The organism is Vibrio sp. 10N.286.51.E5 (assembly GCF_041469125.1).
GTDB lineage: Bacteria > Pseudomonadota > Gammaproteobacteria > Enterobacterales > Vibrionaceae > Vibrio > Vibrio crassostreae_C.
The window spans coordinates 163,366-183,654 of sequence record NZ_JBFRJZ010000009.1 but is presented as its reverse complement, the minus strand read 5'-3'; the positions used below and the strand labels follow the sequence as shown (position 1 = coordinate 183,654).

The following is a 20,289-nucleotide window of genomic DNA, read 5'->3' as shown; positions in this document are numbered from 1 at the left end:
TGCTCGGCGCACCAAAAAAGGCAGAAGAGTTTCCTCTTCTGCCTTCATATTATTTACCGTTCTACTGCGTATAAATTGCAGTAGATTTCAGCTTAAAAAGCCTAGCGTTTTTCTGTACGCATACCCATTAGCAAGCTCACACACATCAGTAATAGAATGATGGTAAATGGTAATGCCGTCGAGATTGCACCCGCTTGTAGAGCTTGTACTGCTTCAGTACCACCAACCCACAATAGAGCCACAGCAATCGCACCTTCAAGGAACGCCCAGAACACACGTTGAGGCACAGGCGTATCAACTTTACCACCCGCGGTGATGCTGTCGATTACTAGAGAGCCTGAGTCAGACGATGTAATGAAGAATACTAGAACCAATACAACCGCAATGATTGAAAGCAGAGTCCCGAACGGCAGTGCATCAAACATTTGGAACATTGCTAGTGATACATCTGTTAGGCCGTCTTGACCAAGAATACCAACGTTATTCACGATTTGGTCAATCGCCATACCACCGAATACTGACATCCAAATGATAGTCACTGTCGTCGGTACAATCAGTACTGCTGTGATGAACTCACGAACGGTACGACCTTTAGAAACACGTGCGATAAACATACCTACGAATGGAGACCATGAGATCCACCAAGCCCAGTAGAATACAGTCCAACCGTGCATCCACGTTTCATCTTCACGACCGTGAGGGTTACTCAACGGAATGATGTTTTCAATGTATGCCATCAATGTCGTTGGGATAGAACCTAAAGTCACCGCGTAGCCGATTAGAGCCACTAAGATAAGCAGTAGGAAAGCCACCAACATGTTGATGTTACTGATAACTTTAACGCCACCATCAATACCACGAAGTACTGATACTACCGCCAATAAAGTCACCGCTGTAATCACAATAACTTGCAGACCTAAGCCCGCTTCAATGCCGAATACATGCTGAATACCACTTGCCGCTTGTTGTGCACCAAGACCTAACGATGTCGCCAGACCAAATAGCGTTGCAAGTACAGCAAGAATATCAACAATGTGACCTGCCCAGCCCCAAGCTCTATCACCTAAAATTGGGTAAAAGATAGAACGGATAGAAAGAGGCAATCCCTTGTTGTAAGAGAAAAACGCAAGTGACAGTGCTACTACGCCATAAATCGCCCAAGGGTGTAGACCCCAGTGATACATGGTTGCGCCCAATGCCAGTTTTGCAGCTTCTGGTGTGTTTGGTTCAACACCTAACGGAGTTTCAAACCAACCCGTGAAGTAAGCCGCTGGCTCTGCCACACTCCAGAACATCAAGCCGATACCCATACCTGCGGCAAACAGCATCGATAGCCAAGAGAAGAATGAGTAATCTGCCGTCGCATCAACACCACCAAGGCGGATTTTGCCGTACGGAGAAACAATCAAACCTAAGCAGAAAATTACGAAAATATTACCCGACCAGATGAAAAGCCAATCAAACGAATTGATAATCTGGCCTTTAACGCCATCTAGCGCAGCCTTTGCTGAAGCGGTATCTGTAATAAGAACACCGATCAGGAACAAAGCGATAAGTCCCGCACTAATACCAAATACTGGGTTATGAACATCAAAACCCCATTTTTGGACGTTATCTTGACCGACAGTGTAATCCGTACTGTCGATACTGTATTTATCTATACCTTTAGTCATCATCCCTCTCTACGGAATTCTATTAGGGTCTATTGACCTCGTATTCCTTACTTACCTGCGACTTAATTACAAACTCGAACCTACGATCCAAGTAGTACAAGCTGTTGTCACAATAATTCAAATACTTGGATGTCTGAAGTTTAGCAGGTTAACTTGTTGTTTTCAGTAAACTAGAATCGGTTCGATGGAATTTCAAACAATATTCACGTAATTACTCAAGTTTATGACGAAAAAAAAGGTCGACCCTGTCGACCTTTTTATCAAAAATACTTTTAACTCAAAGCATTTTGGTGCTTAACCAATTGATTTTCAGTTCGTAAACCTAGCAATAAGCTTAGGCACATAAGCAATAATATGAAGGCAAATGGTAGCGCCATCGATACCGTTCCAGCTTGCAGTGCTTGAATAGATTCCGTACCACCAACCCATAGTAGAACCGCTGCAATCGCGCCGCCCATCAACGCCCAAAATACACGTTGTGGAACCGGTGCATCCACTTTACCGCCAGAGGTAATGCTATCGATAACCAATGAGCCTGAATCAGAAGAGGTGATAAAGAACACCATAATCAAACCAATCGATACCACTGAAAGCACAGAGCTCATTGGCAGAGCATCGTAAGTATGGAAAAGAGAAAGTGTAATATCTTGCAGACCATTCACACCAATCTCGCCCACCTTGTTCGCCACTTGATCAATCGCGATGCCACCGAAAATAGCCATCCAGATGATGATTACTGTCGTTGGGATGAACAATACAGCAACGATGAATTCACGAATCGTTCGACCTTTAGAGATACGAGCGATGAACATGCCTACGAATGGTGACCAAGACATCCACCATGCCCAGTAGAATACCGTCCAACCTTGCATCCACGTTTCGTCATCACGACCGTGAGGATTGCTTAAGGGAATGAAGTTTTCAATGTAGCCCATTAGCGCGGTTGGGATTGCTTTAATACCCGCCATGCCACCAGCGATGGTAACGAAGATAAGTAAGCCCAAAGCAACCAGCATGTTCACATTACTCAGAAGCTTTACACCACCGTTGATGCCACGAACCACGGACATTGTCGCTAAGAAAGTAACCACAGCGATAACAATCAGCTGCATGCCAATACCGCCATCGGTACCAAATACATGGTTAATACCACTTGTTGCTTGTTGAGCACCTAAGCCCAATGAAGTTGCAAGGCCAAATAGCGTTGCAAGCACAGCGACGATATCAACAATATGACCAAACCAACCCCAAGTTCTATCACCCAAGATAGGGTAGAAAATAGAGCGGATTGATAGAGGTAAACCTTTATTGAAGGTGAAGAAGGCAAGCGCTAGAGCAACAACCGCGTAAATCGCCCAACCGTGCAGACCCCAGTTGTAGATGGTTGCACCAAGAGCCAACTTCGCCGCTTCAGGAGAGTAAGCTTCAACACCTAGTGGTGTTTCATACCAGCCAGTGAAGTAAGCTACTGGCTCAGCAACACCCCAGAACATTAAGCCAATACCCATTCCTGCGGCGAATAACATCGACATCCAAGATAGGTTTGAGTGCTCTGCTTTGGCATCATTGCCACCAATACGTATCTTGCCATACGGGGAGACAATGAGGGCAAAACAGAAAATTACGAAGATGTTTGCTGCCCACATGAAGAAACCATCGAAGTTACCAATGACTTTCCATTTGATTCCATCAAGCGCCGCTTTTGCGGTTTCAGGGTCTGCGACTAGAAGTGCCAACAGGAAGATAATGATCGCCCCTGCACTGATTCCAAATACTGGGTTATGAACATCAAAACCCCATTTCTGAACGTTATCTTGTCCTACTGTATAATCGGTATTTTCAATACTATACCTATCTTTTACAGGCTCCATGCTTCCTCTCTAATTTGCAGCGCACAGTTTGCAACATTGCATTCGGCGCTTAAATTTCGAAAAGAAGAATATCAACCTGTCGCAAAAATACTAAAAAAACTCCATAAAGGAGGCATTTAGTAATTAAATTACACATTTAACGTTATTTAGCGTAAGATCAGTCCACAAGCCCGGAGCTGACCGCATATTTAGCAAGCTCTGCCGTAGAGTGAATATCGAGCTTATGCTTAATATTTTGCCTATGGGTTTCTACCGTTCGATAGCTGATATTCAGCGCCTTTGCGACCTCTTTACTGCTCTCCCCTTTTGCGACTAATTTCAGCACAGCCTCTTCACGTCTGCTCAATGGATTCTTGACAGATGGCGTGGGAGTAATCGGCTGAGTAAACAAATTCTGCGTGACTTTTTCACAGAAATAGGTCGATCCTTGATTGACCGTTTTGATTGCCTGTACCATTTTTTCAGCCGAAATCTCTTTCAACATGTAACCGACAGCACCCGACTGCATCACCTTCATGATGTATTCACGGTTGTTATGCATGGTCAGCATCAGGACCTTGGCTTCTGGGTCTTCTTCTTTAATCAGATGGGTGGCATCAATGCCATTCATGATAGGCATGCTGATATCCATCAACACCACATCAGGGCGCAGAGACTTAACGACCTCTACCGCTTCTAGTCCATTGCTGGCGGTACCTATCACGCTAATATCTGGCTCGAGTTCCAATCTCGCCATAAAGCCATCCAGTACCACTTGGTGATCGTCAGCAATCACAACTCGAATAACTTCACTCATTCATTAATCCCTCTAGTGTCAGTAACACTGTAATTTCCGTTCCGAGGCCAATCTCACTCATCAATTCAAAGTCACCACCGATGAACTCCACTCGCTCTCTCATGTTACGCAGCCCGATCCCTCGTTTTTCCATCGCTTTATAGGTGTTGAAACCGACACCGTTATCTTGAATCAGTAGTTGCAACACATTACCAATTTGCTGAGCGATAACCGTTACTTTGGTCGCTTGCGCGTGTTTCTCGATATTATTCAGCGACTCTTGCACCACTCGATACAAGGTTGTCGCAGCCTCAGATTTCAACTTACCCTGTTGAGTGCTAAACAAGGTTTCTACTTCAATACCCGAATGCGCCTGAAAATCTAACAACAATGAAGACAATGCCGCCTCTAAACCAATATCATCCAACGAACTTGGACGAAGTTGATGCGAGATGTGCCTCACTTCTTCGATCGCTCGCATCAGTGAATGCTGCGACTTATTCAAATGTGCTTTAAGGTCTTCATTTTGTAGCTTATTACCGAGCAGTTCCAAATGGCAACGACTCGACACTAATAATTGGTTAATACCATCATGCAACTCACGCGCTAGATGCTTCTTCTCGTCTTCTTGGAACATCACCGTCTTATGCGCCAGCTCCTTTAAGTTGTTATCAGCAATCCGATGTTCATGCATGTTAATAGCCAAGGTCAGCACGATGATGACCGCGACCGTTACGCTCAAAATCACCACAATCGAAAAGAACGTGGTTTCAATATTCTTATTTATCGCAGCCTGCATCGAAGCCACTTCTTGGTGTACGTCTTCAATATACAAGCCGGTGCCAATCATCCAGTCCCAACGCTCTAACCAAGCGGCGTAGCTCAGCTTAGACACCACCTCACCCGTCGACGGTTTTTGCCACAAATACTGGTGAAACCCGCCTCCGGTTTGCGCTTCTCTTAACAGAGCCTCTATCAGAAAATCGCCATCTTCATCTTGCAGTTGGAGTAGGTTTTGGCCTATCAATTCTGGCTGAATTGGATGAACCAAGTTGGTCCCGAGGCGATCGTATGCGAAGAAGTACCCATCAGAGCCATATCTAAGTTTAGACAATATGGTTCGAACTTTTTTTTTGGCTTGGGCTTCTTGGATATTTGGATCGTTATAGACGTGTTCTATGGCGTCGAACGCGAGATCAACCGTGTCTTTGAGGGCGTTTTCACGCGACTTGATTAGGCTGTCTCTAAAGATCTCGACTTCTTTAGCGCCTAACGTCTTAGTCTGGTGCAGCGAGATCCAACTAATACTCGCCGTTACCAGCAGCAACGGGAGCAACGTCAGCAAAATCAGCTTGGCTTTTAGAGGCATTCCTTTCCCTCACAAAAAACGGCTTACTGAACATCAATAAGCCGTTTTACTTTAGCAATTTATAGATAGCCGTTGAAACATATCATTCACATTCTTGGCTTCACTCACATTCCATAGAAAGATGGGAAAGCGAGAAGTGATCCAAGTACGAGGATTTGAATCAGAATGAACGGCATCACACCTCGGTAGATGTCCTTAGTCGTCACGCCTTTCGGTGCTACGCCTTTTAAATAGAACAAACTAAAACCAAATGGCGGCGTTAAGAAGGAAGTTTGTAGGTTCATCGCAATAAGGATAGCGAACCATGTCATGTTGATGCCCATCAGTTCAGCAACTGGCGCAATGATCGGCACGATGATGAAACAGATCTCTACGAAGTCGATGAAGAAACCCAGAATCAGAATCACCAGCATGGTAATGATCAGGAAGCCCCATTTTTCACCTGGCAGTTGTAGCATCCACTCTTCAACCAGATAGTCGCCACCAGTGTAGGTAAACGCCATTGAGAATGCCGTTGCACCCAACAAGATAGCAAATACCATCGCCGTTACTTTCACCGTCTCTTTCGACGCCTCGTACACCATCGACCAACTAAATTGACCGTAAAGCAGTGCAAGTATCATCGCACCCGCGCCACCTAATGCGGCTGACTCTGTTGGCGTAGCAACACCTGCGAAGATAGAGCCCAGTACAACAATGATTAACGCTAGAGGCGGAAGAATCGCTTTCAGTGCGTTAAACACTTCCTGCTTACGGCTGATGGAGTCATCACGTTCAATAGGTTGAGCCGCTTCAGGGTGTAGCTTTGCGTATATCAAGATATAAACGATGTACGCGCCGACCAGCATCACGCCCGGCCAAATCGCCGCTTGGAACAAGTCGCCTACAGGAACACCTAGAACATCACCCAATAGAATCAATACGATGGAGGGTGGAATGATCTGCCCTAGCGTACCAGACGCACAAATAGTGCCGCAGGCTAAGCCTTTGTCGTAATTGTACTTGAGCATTACAGGTAGGGAGATAAGTCCCATAGCAACAACAGAAGCACCAACCACGCCAGTAGAAGCCGCAAGTAGTGAACCTACTAATACGGTTGAAATCGCGATACCACCACGAACGCCGCCAAACAGTCGCCCCATAGACTCAAGCAACTGCTCAGCAAGCTTGGTCTTTTGTAGAACGAGCCCCATAAAAACAAACAATGGAACGGCCATCAGAACCGTGTTTTCCATAATGGATTGAATTCGATATGGCATGAAGGCAAACATTTCAATGCCCTCAGCCCAAACACCAAAGATTAACGCGATACCACCAAAGGTAAACGCCACTGGGAAGCCAAGTAAAAGCGCAAACAAGGCTACGAAAAACATTACTATTCCAATCATGTTCAGCCTCTACTTGTTTTTTGTATGAATATTGTTTGCATGGATAAGATGCGGATTAAAAATCTTATTCAGTGAATGCAGGATCAAACCTACGCCACTGAGTGCCATCAAAAAGAATGACAGCGGGATCATAGCTTTGATGATCCAGCGATACGGCAGGCCACCGGGATCGCCTGAGGTTTCACCCAGTTCATAACTCTCTTTGGCAACATCGATACCAAACCAAGCCACCAGCAGGCAAAACGGAAGTAGAAAGATAAGCGTGCCAAGCAGGTCAATAATCGCTTGTGCTTTAAAGCTCAGTTGCTCATAGAACACGTCAACTCGAACATGGCCACCAGCCTTGATGGCATAAGGAACACCGAGTAGGAAAACGGCGGAGAAAAGGTGCCATTCCATCTCTTGGAAGGCGATAGAGACATCGTTGAAGGCATATCTCATGACAACGTCATACACGACGTTGGCGATAAGTAAAATAAACAACATACTGGAAAGCCATCCCAGTGCGTCACCGATACGATTAAACAGGCGTTCAATATAAATTAGACTTCGCATTCCCGACTCCATGGAATTTGAAAAGACATCTTGCAGTACAGCTAACCCAACTAAAAACGATTCAGTTTATAGCTAGCAATAGGCACGACGTAGAAAGGGTTCTTGGGCATTTAATTATTATGTTGAAAATGAACCCTCAGCTTATTCACTCTTAAATACTCAATAAGAAAAGCTTTGGGTTCATTTAACTTCAGTTCAACAACAGTCGATTATTTCGCTTGGCTATTTAGATAAGCTCTATGTGAAATATCCGTCCATGAACGTACTTGCTCTAGGTAGCTTGCTTGTGAAGCTTGAATCTCTTTTGCTAGCTCATCTTTCTCAGCATGTGCAGCCAGTAGGCGATCGTTCGCTTCTTTCAGAGCAGACATAACCTCTGGTGGGAAATCTTTCACTTGTACATCTGGGTATTCTGTCTTCATTGAAACCCAGTTCTTACCACTTTCGTGCGTTGCTTGTGTGTACATGTCGTAAGCCGCAGTACGCATTGCAACACGTAAGATTTCTTGTAGGTCTTCAGGCAGCTTGTTCCATGTACGCTTGTTCACTAGGAATTGAAGCTCTGAACCCGGCTCGTGCCAACCTGTGTAGTAGTAAGGCGCGATTTTGTGGAAGCCCATTCGTAAATCCAGCGATGGACCTACCCACTCTAGTGCATCAATCGTGCGACGCTCTAGAGACGTGTAAAGTTCACCTGGGGCAATGTTCGTCGGTTTAGCACCTAGCTCAGCAAGAATCTCGCCTGCAAAGCCCGGGATTCGCATTTTCAGACCTTGTAGATCTTCAACGCTGTTGATCTCTTTTTGAAACCAACCCCCCATCTGGATATCCGTGTTACCACCAGGGAAAGACATCAAGTTATGTGGAGAGTAAACCTGCTCCATTAACTCCATACCACCACCGTGATAGAACCACGCGTATTGTTCTGCTGGCGTCATACCGAAAGGCATAGAAGTGAAGTAAAGAGTGTTTGGAACTTTACCTTTCCAGTAGTAAGAGCCTGAGTGACCCATGTCGTATTGACCAGACTTAACCATGTCAAAAACGCCAAGAGGTGCTTTGTGTTTGTTTGCTGAATCGATTCTGATTTGCAGTCGACCATTCGACATCTTCTCAGCCATCGCCGCCATGTTTTTGGTTGCATCACCGAAAACTGGGAAGTTTGGTCCCCAAGTTTCCGCAAGTTTTAAACGGTAAACCTTATCAGCGGCTGTAGCACCAGTAGCGACCAAAGCTAAACAAGCCGCAGCAGTTACTGCAACGTTTTTAAAAACTCGTGTGAGGGAGTTAGAAATGAGACTCATGTTCACGTCCTTTGTTGGGTTAACACTCTTTCTATGAGCATTTTTTATGATTCAACATAAGAGTGCACCGTGATGAGGCAACAAGATATCAGGGAGAGCACGCACGACGGGCGCACACAAACTGCGTATTAGACCAAAGGATTACGTAGAACTACGTAGGAGATGATTAGGTAAAGTCGATTTTAAAGGATTGAGGCCATTCACTAGAGAAATGCTTATTGATAAATACCTAAGTATTAATAATTAAATACTCTTAACAATTGATTGCCATTTCGTGATGAAGCTCTATTCATTGCTGTATTTTAGGGGAAAAAATCAAGGCTTTGCTCTCTTGATCTACCTAGCTAACGCCCTAATTTAGTGCTTGCTGATTCGAAGCTCTGACACGAGACAACACTAATCAGTTAAGCCGTATATCGAATTGGAATTGAGATTATAGAGCCTAGGTTTAGGCTTGGATTTGGGCTCGGACTTGGCATAATGTGCCAGATACAAAAAAGCCTCGAAAATCGAGGCTTAAAAACTTAACGAAGCGAATGTAATCCCACAGGATTAGATAGCTTTGTAGATAACCTTGTTACCTGCTAGCTGCTCTTTCGCTACTAGGTTTTCTTCAAGAAGTTTTTTCAATGCGCCTGTTGCCCATGAAGCTGCTTTCGCGTCTTCTTGACCAGCTTCTAGGCCGATACCTTTAGGGTTAATGCCTTCAGCATTGCTAACAACGATGTCTAGAACTTGTTGTTGCTTAGGAGTCAGTGCTACTGCAACTTCTTTAGTTGCTGCTACTACTTTCTCTACCGCTGGTTTTGCTGCTACAGTTTTTTCTGCTACAACTTTCTCTGCGACAGGCTTCGCTTTTTTCGGCGTTGCCACTGCTTTAACTACAGCCGCTTTAGTGCGTTTCTGCAGTTTAGCCTGCACCTTACGCTTATGAGCAAGTCTCATTGAATATTTCTCCAGTTCACTGCTCTTTTCGCAGTGGTGAAAATTTGAAGCGCGATTTATACCAAAAAACAGGAGCTATTTGTAGAGTGAAGCGTCGAAAGTCGACGAAAAATACCGATATTGTCTACTAGCGTCTATTATTTAAACATCGACTTATCAATTCAGGGTCATATACACTGGTTATCCATCCAGACAAAAATATGAAAACTTGGTGTTACCTATGGACACTCGTCACCTTAGTAATTTCTCTTTGCCTTCATTCACTCGCTCGTACCGTATCCTCGCCATTATTTTAGGCTTCATTTGCTTGATCGTTTCGCTCTACAGTGACAATCCAAAGTTACTGATCGTGGGTGCTTTTTGCAGTATTGCGCTTCTGGGAACTGGCTACTATTTGATGCTGCGCAGCCGAGTGATGTTCACACTTACCCCGACTCATTTTCAGCAGCACTTTTACAAAGGGGGTTGGGTTTTAAAATGGAGTAACATCCAAAAAATTGGTCTTTGCACTTATGAACAAGATGGTTGGCATCAACCTCTGCCCTGGGTCGGAATTAAAGTAAAAGATTACTCGCCCTACCTCGATTCGATTTGCCCTAAAATAACTTGTGAATTATTGCTCAGCCAACGAGCACTTTTGTACTTAGGAGCCAAACAAGCAGGCAAAGAGTCCAACTTTGAGGATATGGTTCTCGACTCATCGCATTACCATGCGCGTTGTACTGAAAGTGGCTGTGTCGAACTAAGCCAATACAAAGAGTCGCAGAATACCGACAACGTAAATTTCAACGATAACCAATCACAGGACAACCTTGATTCACCGAATGAGACAAACAGTCCAAACGCGGTGATTAAAAACTATTCTGGATTGCAGGCGATGCTTGCCAACAGAATGAAATATCAAAGGGGCTTCCACGGTTATGACATTTTCATATCAACCCATGATTTGAATATGAGTGGAGAAGAGTTTGTGGGGCTGGCTCGACGCTACTTGGCTGCCGCTGAACGTCTTTCTGATTAAGGTTTACCAGTAAGTTCACACACAATAAAAAAGCTTAGCTTTCAGGACAAAAGCTAAGCTTCATTTTCAATCAATCGACACAAATAATCGGTTGGAAAATCAAAAATTTAATTAGTACAGAGGCATTTCATCTGCGACGAACGGGTTTGATGCACGCTCGCGACCGAATGTCGATTCAGGACCATGGCCCGGAACGAATGTTACGTCACTGCCTAGTGGCCAAAGCTTAGTCTTGATTGAAGCGATAAGCGTATTGAAGTCACCTTGTGGGAAGTCAGTACGGCCAATTGCGCCGTTAAACAACACATCACCCACAAACGCTAAACGAGCTTGCTCACTGAACAATACAACGTGACCTGGCGTGTGGCCCGGCGTGTGAATCACATCAATCACTTGATTACCAAAAGTGACTTTGTCGCCCTCTTCTAACCAAGTGTTTGGTTCAAAAGCTTTACACAGTGGGAAACCAAACATCTGACTTTGATTCTCTAGACCTTGTAGCCAGAAGTTGTCTGCCTTATGCGGGCCCACAATTTCAACCTTCAAGATCTCAGCAAGTGGTACCGTACCGCCAACATGATCTAAGTGACCGTGCGTCAGTACCAAGTTCACAACCTTAACACCGAGTTCTTCAATGATAGCCGCGAGTTGTTGAACATCACCGCCCGGATCGACAACGATGCCTTCCATGGTTTCATCACACCACACAATCGAGCAGTTCTGAGAAAAAGAGGTAACAGGTACAACTTGATACTTAAGAGACATATACAAACCTTAAAGAGCGAATCTGGTGAACAACTCGAATATCGCTATGTTATTGGCAACAAACCCAACAATAACAAACTAAACAGCAACAAACTGAGCAGCAATAAACCGAATTATTAGAACAAACTGAAATTTGGGCAAACTATGACATTGGATGTCTACTTTGACAAGTGCCTACCGTATCACTCAATAACTCAGCTTAGCTCTACCAGCTGCGAACTGGACCAGTATCAATGTGGATGAAGTTACTACGAGCGTAATAACCAACACCACCTGCTTGCAGACTTTTAGCTACGTCTCTCAGTTCCTTTAAATCAACACCATCGATACGAAAATCGATCGCTTTACCAAGCATGTGATAGCTCTTTTTAGCGACACCACTCGACTTAGAGCGCAACGCTTCGTTGGTTGCTGGAGAGCGGTAGCCAGAGATGATTTGAACTTCTTTTTGAATACCCAGTACATTTTGAATCTGAGTGATCTGATCAAACAGGTTCTTATCCATTGGATGAATCTCATTGCGGCGGAAGTCACGGCACAGTTTGCTAAGGCGTGCCATCTCGTCACCAACATAGTTAGTGCCATCGAAATAACAAGTCTCTAATCGTTCACCAGTGTGAAGATTGTTCATGCTAATCGTTCTTGGTTGATCCGGGTATGAAGCGAAAGCGATAGAAGGAGTAAGAGAGGCGACTACAGCAGTACCACCAGCGTAAGTCAGAAACTGACGGCGTGAAAATAAACTTTGAGACATACAGCAAAAAAACCAATTAGATCGAACGAAAAATGCACGATACATAATGGAATTTGCTGCGTCAACGTACAAAAACCGTGCAAAACGTTAGTATTTGTAACCTTTGCACGGTTAGTTATTGATACTCATTATAATTTTATCAATAGAAGCTTGGTTGTCATTTTTCAGTCAAGATCACCTTTCTTGACCATATTTCAATCAACCGCCCTCTTTATCATATTGGTAGATATCACCGCGGTATTGTATGCCTCCTTCTTCAAACAACACGGTTTGATAAATGATATGCACTGGAATTCGCTTCTTGAGACGAACCTTAGTATTGGGCGCAAGTTCATCATCCTGATTCGGCACTTTCTTTACCTTAGTCGCAAATAACAACTCCGCGAGTTCCTCGGCATGCTCAACACGAATACAACCAGAGCTATAGGCGCGGAAGTCATCGTTAAACAAGCTTTTACTTGGGGTGTCATGGAGATAGATGGCTCGCTTGTTGGGCGTATTGAACTTATACAAACCCAATGCGTTACTAGAGCCTGCTTGCTGGCGCATTCGATAAGGAAAAGAGTTAAAGTTAATCGTTTGCCAATCTATCTCGGTAGTATCGACAGTTTCCATCGAACGCCAACCATCGATCACTTGAAAATTGTGTGTTTCAAGATAACTCTCGTCGGCTTTTACTTTAGGCAAGATATCTTTAACCATGATTTTCCATGGCACGTTCCAAGTCGGATTTAAGATAACCGAATCAAGCTTTATCTCTAAGAGTGGTGTTTTTCTCGATTTTCTCCCAACCACAACTTTAGATTCAAAAACCTCTTCCCCATCTTCCCAATACTTCATATCAAAACTAGGTACATTCACCACAATCAGTGAGTCTCTATTTCTTGGCCATAAGCGGGCACGCTCGGCGTTCAATGCTAGGGAAGTAAGTCGATCATCAAAGCCCATATTGATCCATTTGATCGTGTCTGGCCCGATGATCCCATCATCCGTAAGACCGTGCATGCGTTGGAAAGATTTAATCGCCTTTTGCAGATCTCGATCGAACTTGGGAAAATCGACCGCGATCATCGAGGTATCAACACCAACCAAAGCAATGCGCTCAACAAGAACCGTCTTGTATGAAAGCTCGTCACCCAAGCGCTTCAAACCTTTCTGTCTATATCGTTCAATATTGAGTTCAGAGGCGGTTTCTAACACCGAATAGGTTGCTTTGAATTGGTCAAAATCCCCAACAGGCGGCGCGTAAGATAACACCATCTCCAATAAGTAATCATTGGCGACGCTGCTTTTTAATCTCATCAGGATATGCGGAGAAGGCGCTGGTAATTTGGAATGCAGCTTGCCCGAGAAGTACCACTCTTTACCGGCAAGCGGCGCATTTTCAACGTAGCTCAGGTAGTAGATAAAAGTATCGGTAAGTAATATGTCCAACTCTTGCCATTGAGCATGGGATTGATAGTGACGGATTTGCTTGAGTTGTCGCTCGAAGAGTGGTGCCATTTGCGCTTGTTCAAGAAGCGACAATTGGAACTCAAACGCTTTAACCAGCTCAGGAGAATCCCAAAGGATAGGCAGAGAAGTGTCTTGATAGATACTCTGTGTGAGCTCTGGATATATAAGCATGAAAGAGAGTTCTGATTCCGCCGGAATGAAACGGCTCTCGTCAGAACTCGCATAGCTCCATGCATGCACGGAAACTAACACCAATAATCCACAGAAGTATTTTGCTAACATGCTTAACTCCGTCACCAACCATCTCATAAGTATGGCAAAGAAATCGGAGTAAGCATGTTATTTTTAAGAGGCTTTATAAATCAGATTGAACTCCAATGGTTATCCCACTGGACCGATGATTGCTGAGTTGATTTCTCATAAGGCTTGCTCTGGCTTACCACACTTCCCGCCCCAGAGCTTAATCGAAACTCACCATCACGCAGCACAGCACCAGAAGCGTCAGATAATGCAGACAGTTCTACTAATTCTTTGGTTTCTTTAGACCAAATACCGTAGCAGTTGCCTCTTGGCGAAGTCGCAATAATCCAATCGTCTGACGCCGCAATACTGGCGATATAGTGATTGAACCTTGCCCATTGCTCTGGCTCTGCGTTAAGTGATTCAAACTGGCCTCCTTTAGTGTGCATCGCCAACAGCGAAGGATACTCATCTGGTTCACCACGATATTGCTGGCCACAAAGCACGGTTTCAGCACCATCATGGGCTAAGTGTCGAATGCTCAGCTTCTTATCCAACAATTCAACCTGATCAAGTAACACACCTTCAGGAGAAACATAACTCAAGCTCGGCTGCATCGAATCGAGGTTTTTCGGTGTTCTACCATCAGTATGAACGCCACCAACGCCGATCGCGAGATTACCATCCGGCATGATGATCACTTCATGAGGCCCAATACCAAAACCAGTGAACTCTTCGACCTTACGATACCCTTGCTCGACATCGTAAACGCCAATCACACCTTGGCTGCTGTCCGTTTTCCCTTCAGTGGCATACAGTAACTTGCCGTCTAATGAGTAAACGCCATGACCGTAGAAGTGACGGTTGTTACCTTTCACGACCATTTTGATCTGCTGACCGTTTTTATAGTCAAACACCATAAAATAGTCACCAGGACGACGAGCAAAAACCACCGCATGTGATGAGGTTGGGCAAATCGCGACGCCATGACCACGATCTGGGATCGGCAGTTGACTCAATGGCATTCCATATTCGTCAGCCACAACCGCTGAATATTGACCTCGCCCATTCAGCGCACAACCGATTAATTGAGGCTCACTAGATGAGCTCTCAGCACCAGAGCGACTAGCGCAGCCAAACGGAAGCAATGGAACAGCCGCACAACCCAGTGCAGCCTTGAGTAGCGTTCTTCGCGTAGTATCAGTCACCATCGGTAGCATTAAATCCTATTACCACGCCAAGCTCTATCGCCACTTCTTCATGAATGAGGTACTTCAAACGTTCTAGTTTGTTGTATTGAGTCAGCACCTCTCGGTAGCCCTCTTTGCTCTGTAATAGAGTAAACAAGCTAGAGTCTGTAGGCCAAGTATCTAAGGTTAGCGTGAACTGGGCAGCTACACGATCGGCAAGGTCATTTAAGCCCTTTTCTCTCAATAAACCATCAAGACCATTACCATCTGCTAAGTACAATTTCTCTAGCGCCGCTACGTTCGATTTCAGCTGAGTCATTGAGGTTTGAGCGCGCCATGATTCCGAGAAGTAAGGGCGTGGATGACCAATTTTAGCCATCGGACGACTCAGTTTTTTCATGCTGTAATCAAGTTGATTGGTCAACAAAGCGATGTACTCCGATTCCCAACGCATCTCGTCCAGTGCTAACCACGGGTTAACCTGCCAAGCTTCAGCAATAGAGGCCGATTTCATCGCCAGGTTTTGTGCGATAGCTTGTGAAGATAGACAACCTGAAGCTTTGTCTTGAAGCAATGGAGATTGCTCGTCGTACAGAGACCACTCCAAGGCGCCAAGCCCTTGAACAGTCACACTCTGCTGTGCGATTTCATCTTGTGACCAAGCTTTATCTTGCTGAGTCAGTTGACGCATTTTTAGACCTGTGGTGTTCTTTTTGTCTGGCCAAAACTGAACATTCCAGCTCTGTTCCAATGCCGCTGTTGGGCCTCTTTCTTGTCCTTGCAGTGCCATCCAGCTGTTCATGGTGAGCTGCCACTGATTTTCCAACGCATCCAGCTCAATATTGTTGGTTTCACAGTAACCCTGCATCAAGACTTCCAGCTCACCGGCTTGCTTAGCGAATAGCACGGCTGAATCAAACTCTTGTTGATACACGCTACGGCTGATATGAGCAGTCGTGTCTGCTTGATAAGAGACACCGTTAACCTCAGATGAAGCCGTTTGCTCACCCGATGACTGGCAGCCTGCCATGATTAATACCGACAAGGGCATTAACAAAAATTTATGTGCCATGCTGTTACCTTACTTCCTAGTTTTTCTTTTAATTATATGAGTTCAATAAATATGAAACGACCGCTGGCCTCGTATCCCTACAAGTTCAGCGGTAGTCAGTCTTTTGTTAGCGGTTTTCTTAAGTAACTAAGCCGTTGGCTTAACTGAATTCAAGACAGCCTATAATGAGTCCAAAAACGCTAGTAGTGCTTCGCGTTCACTGCTACTCAAAGCTAATACTTTTTGTTTTGCCATTTCTGCTTCACCACCATGCCAAAGTACCGCTTCCATAACGTTTCTTGCGCGACCGTCATGAAGTAAGAACGTATGACCGTTCACTTCTTTGGTATAACCTAATCCCCAAAGTGGTGTGGTACGCCACTCTTGACCATTGGCAAGATACTCAGGGCGATTGTCCGCTAAGCCTTCACCCATGTCGTGTAGCAACATGTCGGTATATGGGCTAATTAACTGATTAGATAATGCAGACAGACCTTCTCGCTCTGCCGTGCGAATTTCAGCTTGGTGACAGCTTTGACAACCAATCTCTTTGAACAGATTTTTACCTTGAACAACCGCTGGGTTATCGACATTACGACGAACAGGTACCGCGAGATGCTGCGAATAGAACTCAACAAAATCTAAGATGTTGTCACTGACTTCTGGCTCGCCACCATTTGGAAAATCATCACAGGTTGATTGCGCTGATGTGCAGTTTTCATTCGGAAATAAGCGGCTTGTCAGGCCTAAGTCACCGTTAAATGCCGCCGCGTTTTGCTGCATTAAGTTTGGCTGCCCGGCTTTCCAACCGAAACGACCTAGCGCCATTTCATTGGTTTGAACATCAAGAACATAGTTGGCTTTACCCGACACGCCCTGTTTGTCTGCCAATTGCTGCTCTGCAAATCCAAGAATCGTTTCTTGTGGGATACTTTCAAGCAAACCAAGACCAATCATTGGCGGCGCCACTCGAGCTGAAAACTCGGTCTTAGGATGCATCTCGCCGAAAGCAAGTTCAGTAATATTTAAAGTGGGTTTACGCAGAGTAACGACGGTGCCGTCTTTGAATTCAACAGGAACATCCGTGTAGCTAATGTTCACTTTGCCCTCTGGTTTTACACCTTGAAGCGCAAAATCTTGTAGCTGACCGCCGTACGTCGGCTCTGGAATTCCACCATCTCGAATGAAGGCTTGTCGCTGCTCAGGCGTTTCAGCCGGAATGCTTAAACGAACCAACATGGATACTGCGTTCTCATCTCCTTCTTCTGGCGCGTGACCACGACCATCTTTGATGTGGCAGTTTTGACAGCCGTTAGTATTAAATAGTGGTCCTAACCCATCACGAGCATCGGTTGATGACGGTGCAGGAACCCAAGGGTTTCTAAAGAAGCTATTACCTACGCTGAAATCCAAGCGCTTACTCATTGGTAGATTGGCTGCGGGAAGGGAAAAAGCGTTCGCTCCTTCTTTCTTCACGGTCGTTTTGCCGCCAGAGTAGGTTTCATGAGCGTGTAATGGAGATACGAAAAACAGTGCGGTTAATAGTGAGGCTGAGAGATACGACTTCATACATTGCCTTGCTGTGTTTTTGATTTTAGTTTTTATGTGGGTGTGGCTTTCTTGAGGATCAAACAATTAAGGGCTCAATCAGAGCCCTTACATTTGTGTCGGCTCGGGTTCTTAGAACTCGTGATCCGCTGTGTCTGGGTTTAGGCTATCAATGCCAATCACACCCGCAGCACGCTCAATAGCCGCTGTTTGAGACACTAGCGCAACAATTGTTTTGTTTACTAGTGCATTACCCGCAGCGTTGTCAGCAGCGATTAGCTGATCGAAGTGCTGGTTGTTTTTCTCTGCAGACGTTACTAATTCGCCTACTTGTGCACGTGCTAGGTCAAACTGCTTTTGAATCTCTTTCGCAGCTTGCTCATCTTTTTGCTCTACTAGGTCGAACAGGCTTGGGCCGGAAAGCAGAGTACCGTCTTCACGCTTGTATAGACCCGTGTAAACGTTGTAGATGCCTTGCTCGTTGTAGTAGTGAGAGTTGTGCGTGTTATCAGAGAAACAATCGTGCTCGTCTTCAGTAGAATTTGCTTCTAGTGCAACCTTCATACGCTCACCCGCTAGCTCACCTAGAGACAGTGAACCCATGCCAAACAGCATTTTACGAAGACCATTCTCGCTAGATTCTGAAAGAAGCTCTTGACGGTAGTTGCCTTTCTCGCCTTCAGCCCACTGCTTTTCCATCCATTCTAGGTCTTGGATAAGTAGCTCAGCAGATGCTTTTAGGTATGCGCCACGACGGTCACAGTTGCCGTTAGTACACTCAGCGCCAACAACGAAATCAGTGTAAGCACGCTCACCTGCACCGCTGTTTGTACCGTTTAAATCTTGGCCCCAAAGTAGGAATTCAATTGCGTGGTAGCCAGACGCTACGTTCGCTTCAGAACCACCGATCTCGTTCAAGTCTGCGATTAGCTCAGGGGTGATGTTGGTTGCATCAACGGTAGTCTGACCAATTTGAAAAGTCTTGTTAGCCACGATGTTTGCGCTAGCGCCTTCGTTACCAAGTTCATATTGGTAATCAGTCGAAACATAATCAATCAGGCCTTCATCAAGTGGCCATGCGTTCAGTTGGCCTTCCCAATCATCAACAACAGCGTTGCCGAAGCGGAAAACTTCTGACTGTTGGTATGGTACGCGAGACTCAAGCCAAGCTTGTTTTACTTGTTCGAAGTTGCCAGCAGAAGGAGAAGCTAAGAAGGTATCAATAGAAGAGTTCAACGCTTTTGCTGTAATTACTGAATCAGCAAATACCGCGTGTGCAATATCTGCGTAATGTTCTACTACTTGATCTTGAGTTACTGCTGCGAAAGAAGAAGCAGAGGCAAAAATGAGTGACGAAGTTACGGCTTTTGTCACTAAAGATTTAATGGTCATGAAGCATCCTTGTTGAGCTTTAAATTATTATTCGTAGTAATAGTGCAAACCATTATCATTTGCACTACGGATTGAAATAATACAAACTTACAATTTTATTGCAAGATAAATACAAAAAAACCTCACATATGTGAGGTCTTTAAACATTTTTATGTTAAGCGTAACAAAGAGGCTAATCAGATATCCAGATTATGCTTACCGTGTGAGACTTTTGCCTTCAGGTAGCTTTCATTACCCGATTTGATATGAGCAGAGGTATTCACCACTTCTTCAATCTCAATACCAAAAGATTTTAGCTCATTGATCTTCTTAGGGTTGTTGGTGACTAAGCGGATTTTTGTAGTACCTAAGGCGCGTAGCATTTCAGCAGCTTCAGTAAAATCGCGTAGGTCATCGCCAAAACCTAGGTGGTTGTTGGCTTCATAGGTGTTCATGCCTTCGCTTTGCAGACGGTACGCATCGATTTTGTTGTACAAGCCAATACCACGACCTTCTTGGCGTAAGTAAAGAATCACCCCACCCGTCTCACCCATAATTCTAATGGTTTCGTCTAACTGCTCGCCACAGTCACAGCGAGAAGAATGGAAAACATCACCAGTCAGGCACTCAGAGTGCATACGAACAAGAGGTATGTCTTGTGTCTTGTCTGCTGATTTAAATATCACAGCAACATGCTCTTTATCTGTTTTCAATCCATGAAAAGACAGAAGTTCAGCATCTATACTGCTTGTTACCCCTACTTTGAAATCTATTCTGGCACGCACTTCCGCCATAGCTATACTCACTTGAAAATTCGATGTATTTAACAACACTACATTATATGTCTAGGCAATATTTTGTAGCTAACTATCTAATGATAGACACTATGAGGCTGTTAACAATTTTTTTCAAGGTCGACCTCGTACAAATTGTTATAATATAACAATTATTTTTCACATAAGAAAAAACCCCACATTGGGATGACCAACATGGGGTTATAAATTAATCAGTTGC

Annotated in this window: 17 protein-coding genes; 1 reads left to right on the top strand and 16 read right to left on the bottom strand. The window is 44.7% G+C overall.

The features are described 5' to 3' along the window. Positions 1–101: 101 nt before the first annotated feature. The 8 genes from AB4161_RS03005 to AB4161_RS02970 form a co-directional block, all read right to left on the bottom strand. Positions 102–1,673: a BCCT family transporter gene (locus AB4161_RS03005; RefSeq protein WP_017060963.1), complete on the bottom strand. Its 1,572-nt coding sequence runs from the start codon at positions 1,671–1,673 to the stop codon at positions 102–104. Between the two features lie 272 nt (positions 1,674–1,945). Beyond that, entirely contained in the window at positions 1,946–3,544 is a 1,599-nt protein-coding gene (locus tag AB4161_RS03000) for a BCCT family transporter (RefSeq protein WP_017066829.1), read from the bottom strand. Between the two features lie 157 nt (positions 3,545–3,701). Then, the gene (locus tag AB4161_RS02995) at positions 3,702–4,340 is read right to left on the bottom strand and encodes a response regulator transcription factor (RefSeq protein ID WP_017060961.1); all 639 of its coding nucleotides are present in this window, start codon (positions 4,338–4,340) and stop codon (positions 3,702–3,704) included. Further along, a complete protein-coding gene (locus AB4161_RS02990; protein WP_017072488.1) occupies positions 4,333–5,688 on the bottom strand; it encodes a cache domain-containing protein in 1,356 nt (451 codons plus the stop codon). The genes AB4161_RS02995 and AB4161_RS02990 overlap by 8 nt, the downstream gene beginning before the upstream one ends. 104 nt (positions 5,689–5,792) lie before the next feature. Next, positions 5,793–7,076 (bottom strand): TRAP transporter large permease subunit, encoded by a 1,284-nt coding sequence (locus tag AB4161_RS02985; protein WP_029235146.1) that lies wholly within the window; start codon positions 7,074–7,076, stop codon positions 5,793–5,795. Between the two features lie 9 nt (positions 7,077–7,085). Further along, on the bottom strand, positions 7,086–7,631 hold the full coding sequence (locus AB4161_RS02980) for a TRAP transporter small permease subunit (RefSeq protein WP_017060958.1): 546 nt from the start codon (positions 7,629–7,631) through the stop codon (positions 7,086–7,088). Between the two features lie 209 nt (positions 7,632–7,840). Next, positions 7,841–8,935: a TRAP transporter substrate-binding protein gene (locus tag AB4161_RS02975; protein WP_017060957.1), complete on the bottom strand. Its 1,095-nt coding sequence runs from the start codon at positions 8,933–8,935 to the stop codon at positions 7,841–7,843. Between the two features lie 552 nt (positions 8,936–9,487). Further along, positions 9,488–9,880 carry a MarR family transcriptional regulator gene (locus AB4161_RS02970; protein WP_248336737.1) on the bottom strand — a complete coding sequence of 131 codons (393 nt, stop codon included), beginning with the start codon at positions 9,878–9,880 and terminating at the stop codon, positions 9,488–9,490. 220 nt (positions 9,881–10,100) lie between these two features. Between AB4161_RS02970 and AB4161_RS02965 the strand changes: the two genes are divergently transcribed. After that, positions 10,101–10,901 carry a DUF2982 domain-containing protein gene (locus AB4161_RS02965; RefSeq protein ID WP_017060955.1) on the top strand — a complete coding sequence of 267 codons (801 nt, stop codon included), beginning with the start codon at positions 10,101–10,103 and terminating at the stop codon, positions 10,899–10,901. Between the two features lie 111 nt (positions 10,902–11,012). Here the strand turns inward: AB4161_RS02965 and AB4161_RS02960 are convergent, their stop codons facing one another. From AB4161_RS02960 to ribA, 8 genes are all read right to left on the bottom strand, one after another. Next, positions 11,013–11,666, bottom strand: coding sequence for an MBL fold metallo-hydrolase (locus AB4161_RS02960; RefSeq protein WP_017060954.1), 654 nt, complete (start codon positions 11,664–11,666; stop codon positions 11,013–11,015). Between the two features lie 205 nt (positions 11,667–11,871). Then, positions 11,872–12,420 carry a YcbK family protein gene (locus tag AB4161_RS02955; protein WP_017060953.1) on the bottom strand — a complete coding sequence of 183 codons (549 nt, stop codon included), beginning with the start codon at positions 12,418–12,420 and terminating at the stop codon, positions 11,872–11,874. A gap of 198 nt (positions 12,421–12,618) precedes the next feature. Continuing rightward, the gene (locus AB4161_RS02950) at positions 12,619–14,157 is read right to left on the bottom strand and encodes a murein L,D-transpeptidase (protein ID WP_372082749.1); all 1,539 of its coding nucleotides are present in this window, start codon (positions 14,155–14,157) and stop codon (positions 12,619–12,621) included. Between the two features lie 80 nt (positions 14,158–14,237). Further along, complete coding sequence (locus AB4161_RS02945; RefSeq protein ID WP_372082747.1) at positions 14,238–15,326, bottom strand: DUF1513 domain-containing protein; 1,089 nt, start codon at positions 15,324–15,326, stop codon at positions 14,238–14,240. Continuing rightward, entirely contained in the window at positions 15,316–16,377 is a 1,062-nt protein-coding gene (locus tag AB4161_RS02940) for an imelysin family protein (protein ID WP_102332081.1), read from the bottom strand. The genes AB4161_RS02945 and AB4161_RS02940 overlap by 11 nt, the downstream gene beginning before the upstream one ends. A gap of 159 nt (positions 16,378–16,536) precedes the next feature. Beyond that, positions 16,537–17,925 (bottom strand): di-heme oxidoredictase family protein, encoded by a 1,389-nt coding sequence (locus AB4161_RS02935; RefSeq protein ID WP_372082745.1) that lies wholly within the window; start codon positions 17,923–17,925, stop codon positions 16,537–16,539. 111 nt (positions 17,926–18,036) lie between these two features. Further along, a complete protein-coding gene (locus AB4161_RS02930) occupies positions 18,037–19,296 on the bottom strand; it encodes an imelysin family protein (RefSeq protein WP_017063566.1) in 1,260 nt (419 codons plus the stop codon). 176 nt (positions 19,297–19,472) lie between these two features. Continuing rightward, positions 19,473–20,069, bottom strand: coding sequence for a GTP cyclohydrolase II (gene ribA / locus AB4161_RS02925; RefSeq protein ID WP_009848836.1), 597 nt, complete (start codon positions 20,067–20,069; stop codon positions 19,473–19,475). Positions 20,070–20,289 lie beyond the last annotated feature (220 nt).

Bases quoted from the DNA above. Each gene is read 5' to 3' on its own strand.
- AB4161_RS03005 (WP_017060963.1), bottom strand. From the start codon at position 1,673: ATGACTAAAGGTATAGATAAATACAGTATCGACAGTACGGATTACACT.
- AB4161_RS03000 (WP_017066829.1), bottom strand. From the start codon at position 3,544: ATGGAGCCTGTAAAAGATAGGTATAGTATTGAAAATACCGATTATACA.
- AB4161_RS02995 (WP_017060961.1), bottom strand. From the start codon at position 4,340: ATGAGTGAAGTTATTCGAGTTGTGATTGCTGACGATCACCAAGTGGTA.
- AB4161_RS02990 (WP_017072488.1), bottom strand. From the start codon at position 5,688: ATGCCTCTAAAAGCCAAGCTGATTTTGCTGACGTTGCTCCCGTTGCTG.
- AB4161_RS02985 (WP_029235146.1), bottom strand. From the start codon at position 7,076: ATGATTGGAATAGTAATGTTTTTCGTAGCCTTGTTTGCGCTTTTACTT.
- AB4161_RS02980 (WP_017060958.1), bottom strand. From the start codon at position 7,631: ATGCGAAGTCTAATTTATATTGAACGCCTGTTTAATCGTATCGGTGAC.
- AB4161_RS02975 (WP_017060957.1), bottom strand. From the start codon at position 8,935: ATGAGTCTCATTTCTAACTCCCTCACACGAGTTTTTAAAAACGTTGCA.
- AB4161_RS02970 (WP_248336737.1), bottom strand. From the start codon at position 9,880: ATGAGACTTGCTCATAAGCGTAAGGTGCAGGCTAAACTGCAGAAACGC.
- AB4161_RS02965 (WP_017060955.1), top strand. From the start codon at position 10,101: ATGGACACTCGTCACCTTAGTAATTTCTCTTTGCCTTCATTCACTCGC.
- AB4161_RS02960 (WP_017060954.1), bottom strand. From the start codon at position 11,666: ATGTCTCTTAAGTATCAAGTTGTACCTGTTACCTCTTTTTCTCAGAAC.
- AB4161_RS02955 (WP_017060953.1), bottom strand. From the start codon at position 12,420: ATGTCTCAAAGTTTATTTTCACGCCGTCAGTTTCTGACTTACGCTGGT.
- AB4161_RS02950 (WP_372082749.1), bottom strand. From the start codon at position 14,157: ATGTTAGCAAAATACTTCTGTGGATTATTGGTGTTAGTTTCCGTGCAT.
- AB4161_RS02945 (WP_372082747.1), bottom strand. From the start codon at position 15,326: ATGGTGACTGATACTACGCGAAGAACGCTACTCAAGGCTGCACTGGGT.
- AB4161_RS02940 (WP_102332081.1), bottom strand. From the start codon at position 16,377: ATGGCACATAAATTTTTGTTAATGCCCTTGTCGGTATTAATCATGGCA.
- AB4161_RS02935 (WP_372082745.1), bottom strand. From the start codon at position 17,925: ATGAAGTCGTATCTCTCAGCCTCACTATTAACCGCACTGTTTTTCGTA.
- AB4161_RS02930 (WP_017063566.1), bottom strand. From the start codon at position 19,296: ATGACCATTAAATCTTTAGTGACAAAAGCCGTAACTTCGTCACTCATT.
- ribA (WP_009848836.1), bottom strand. From the start codon at position 20,069: ATGGCGGAAGTGCGTGCCAGAATAGATTTCAAAGTAGGGGTAACAAGC.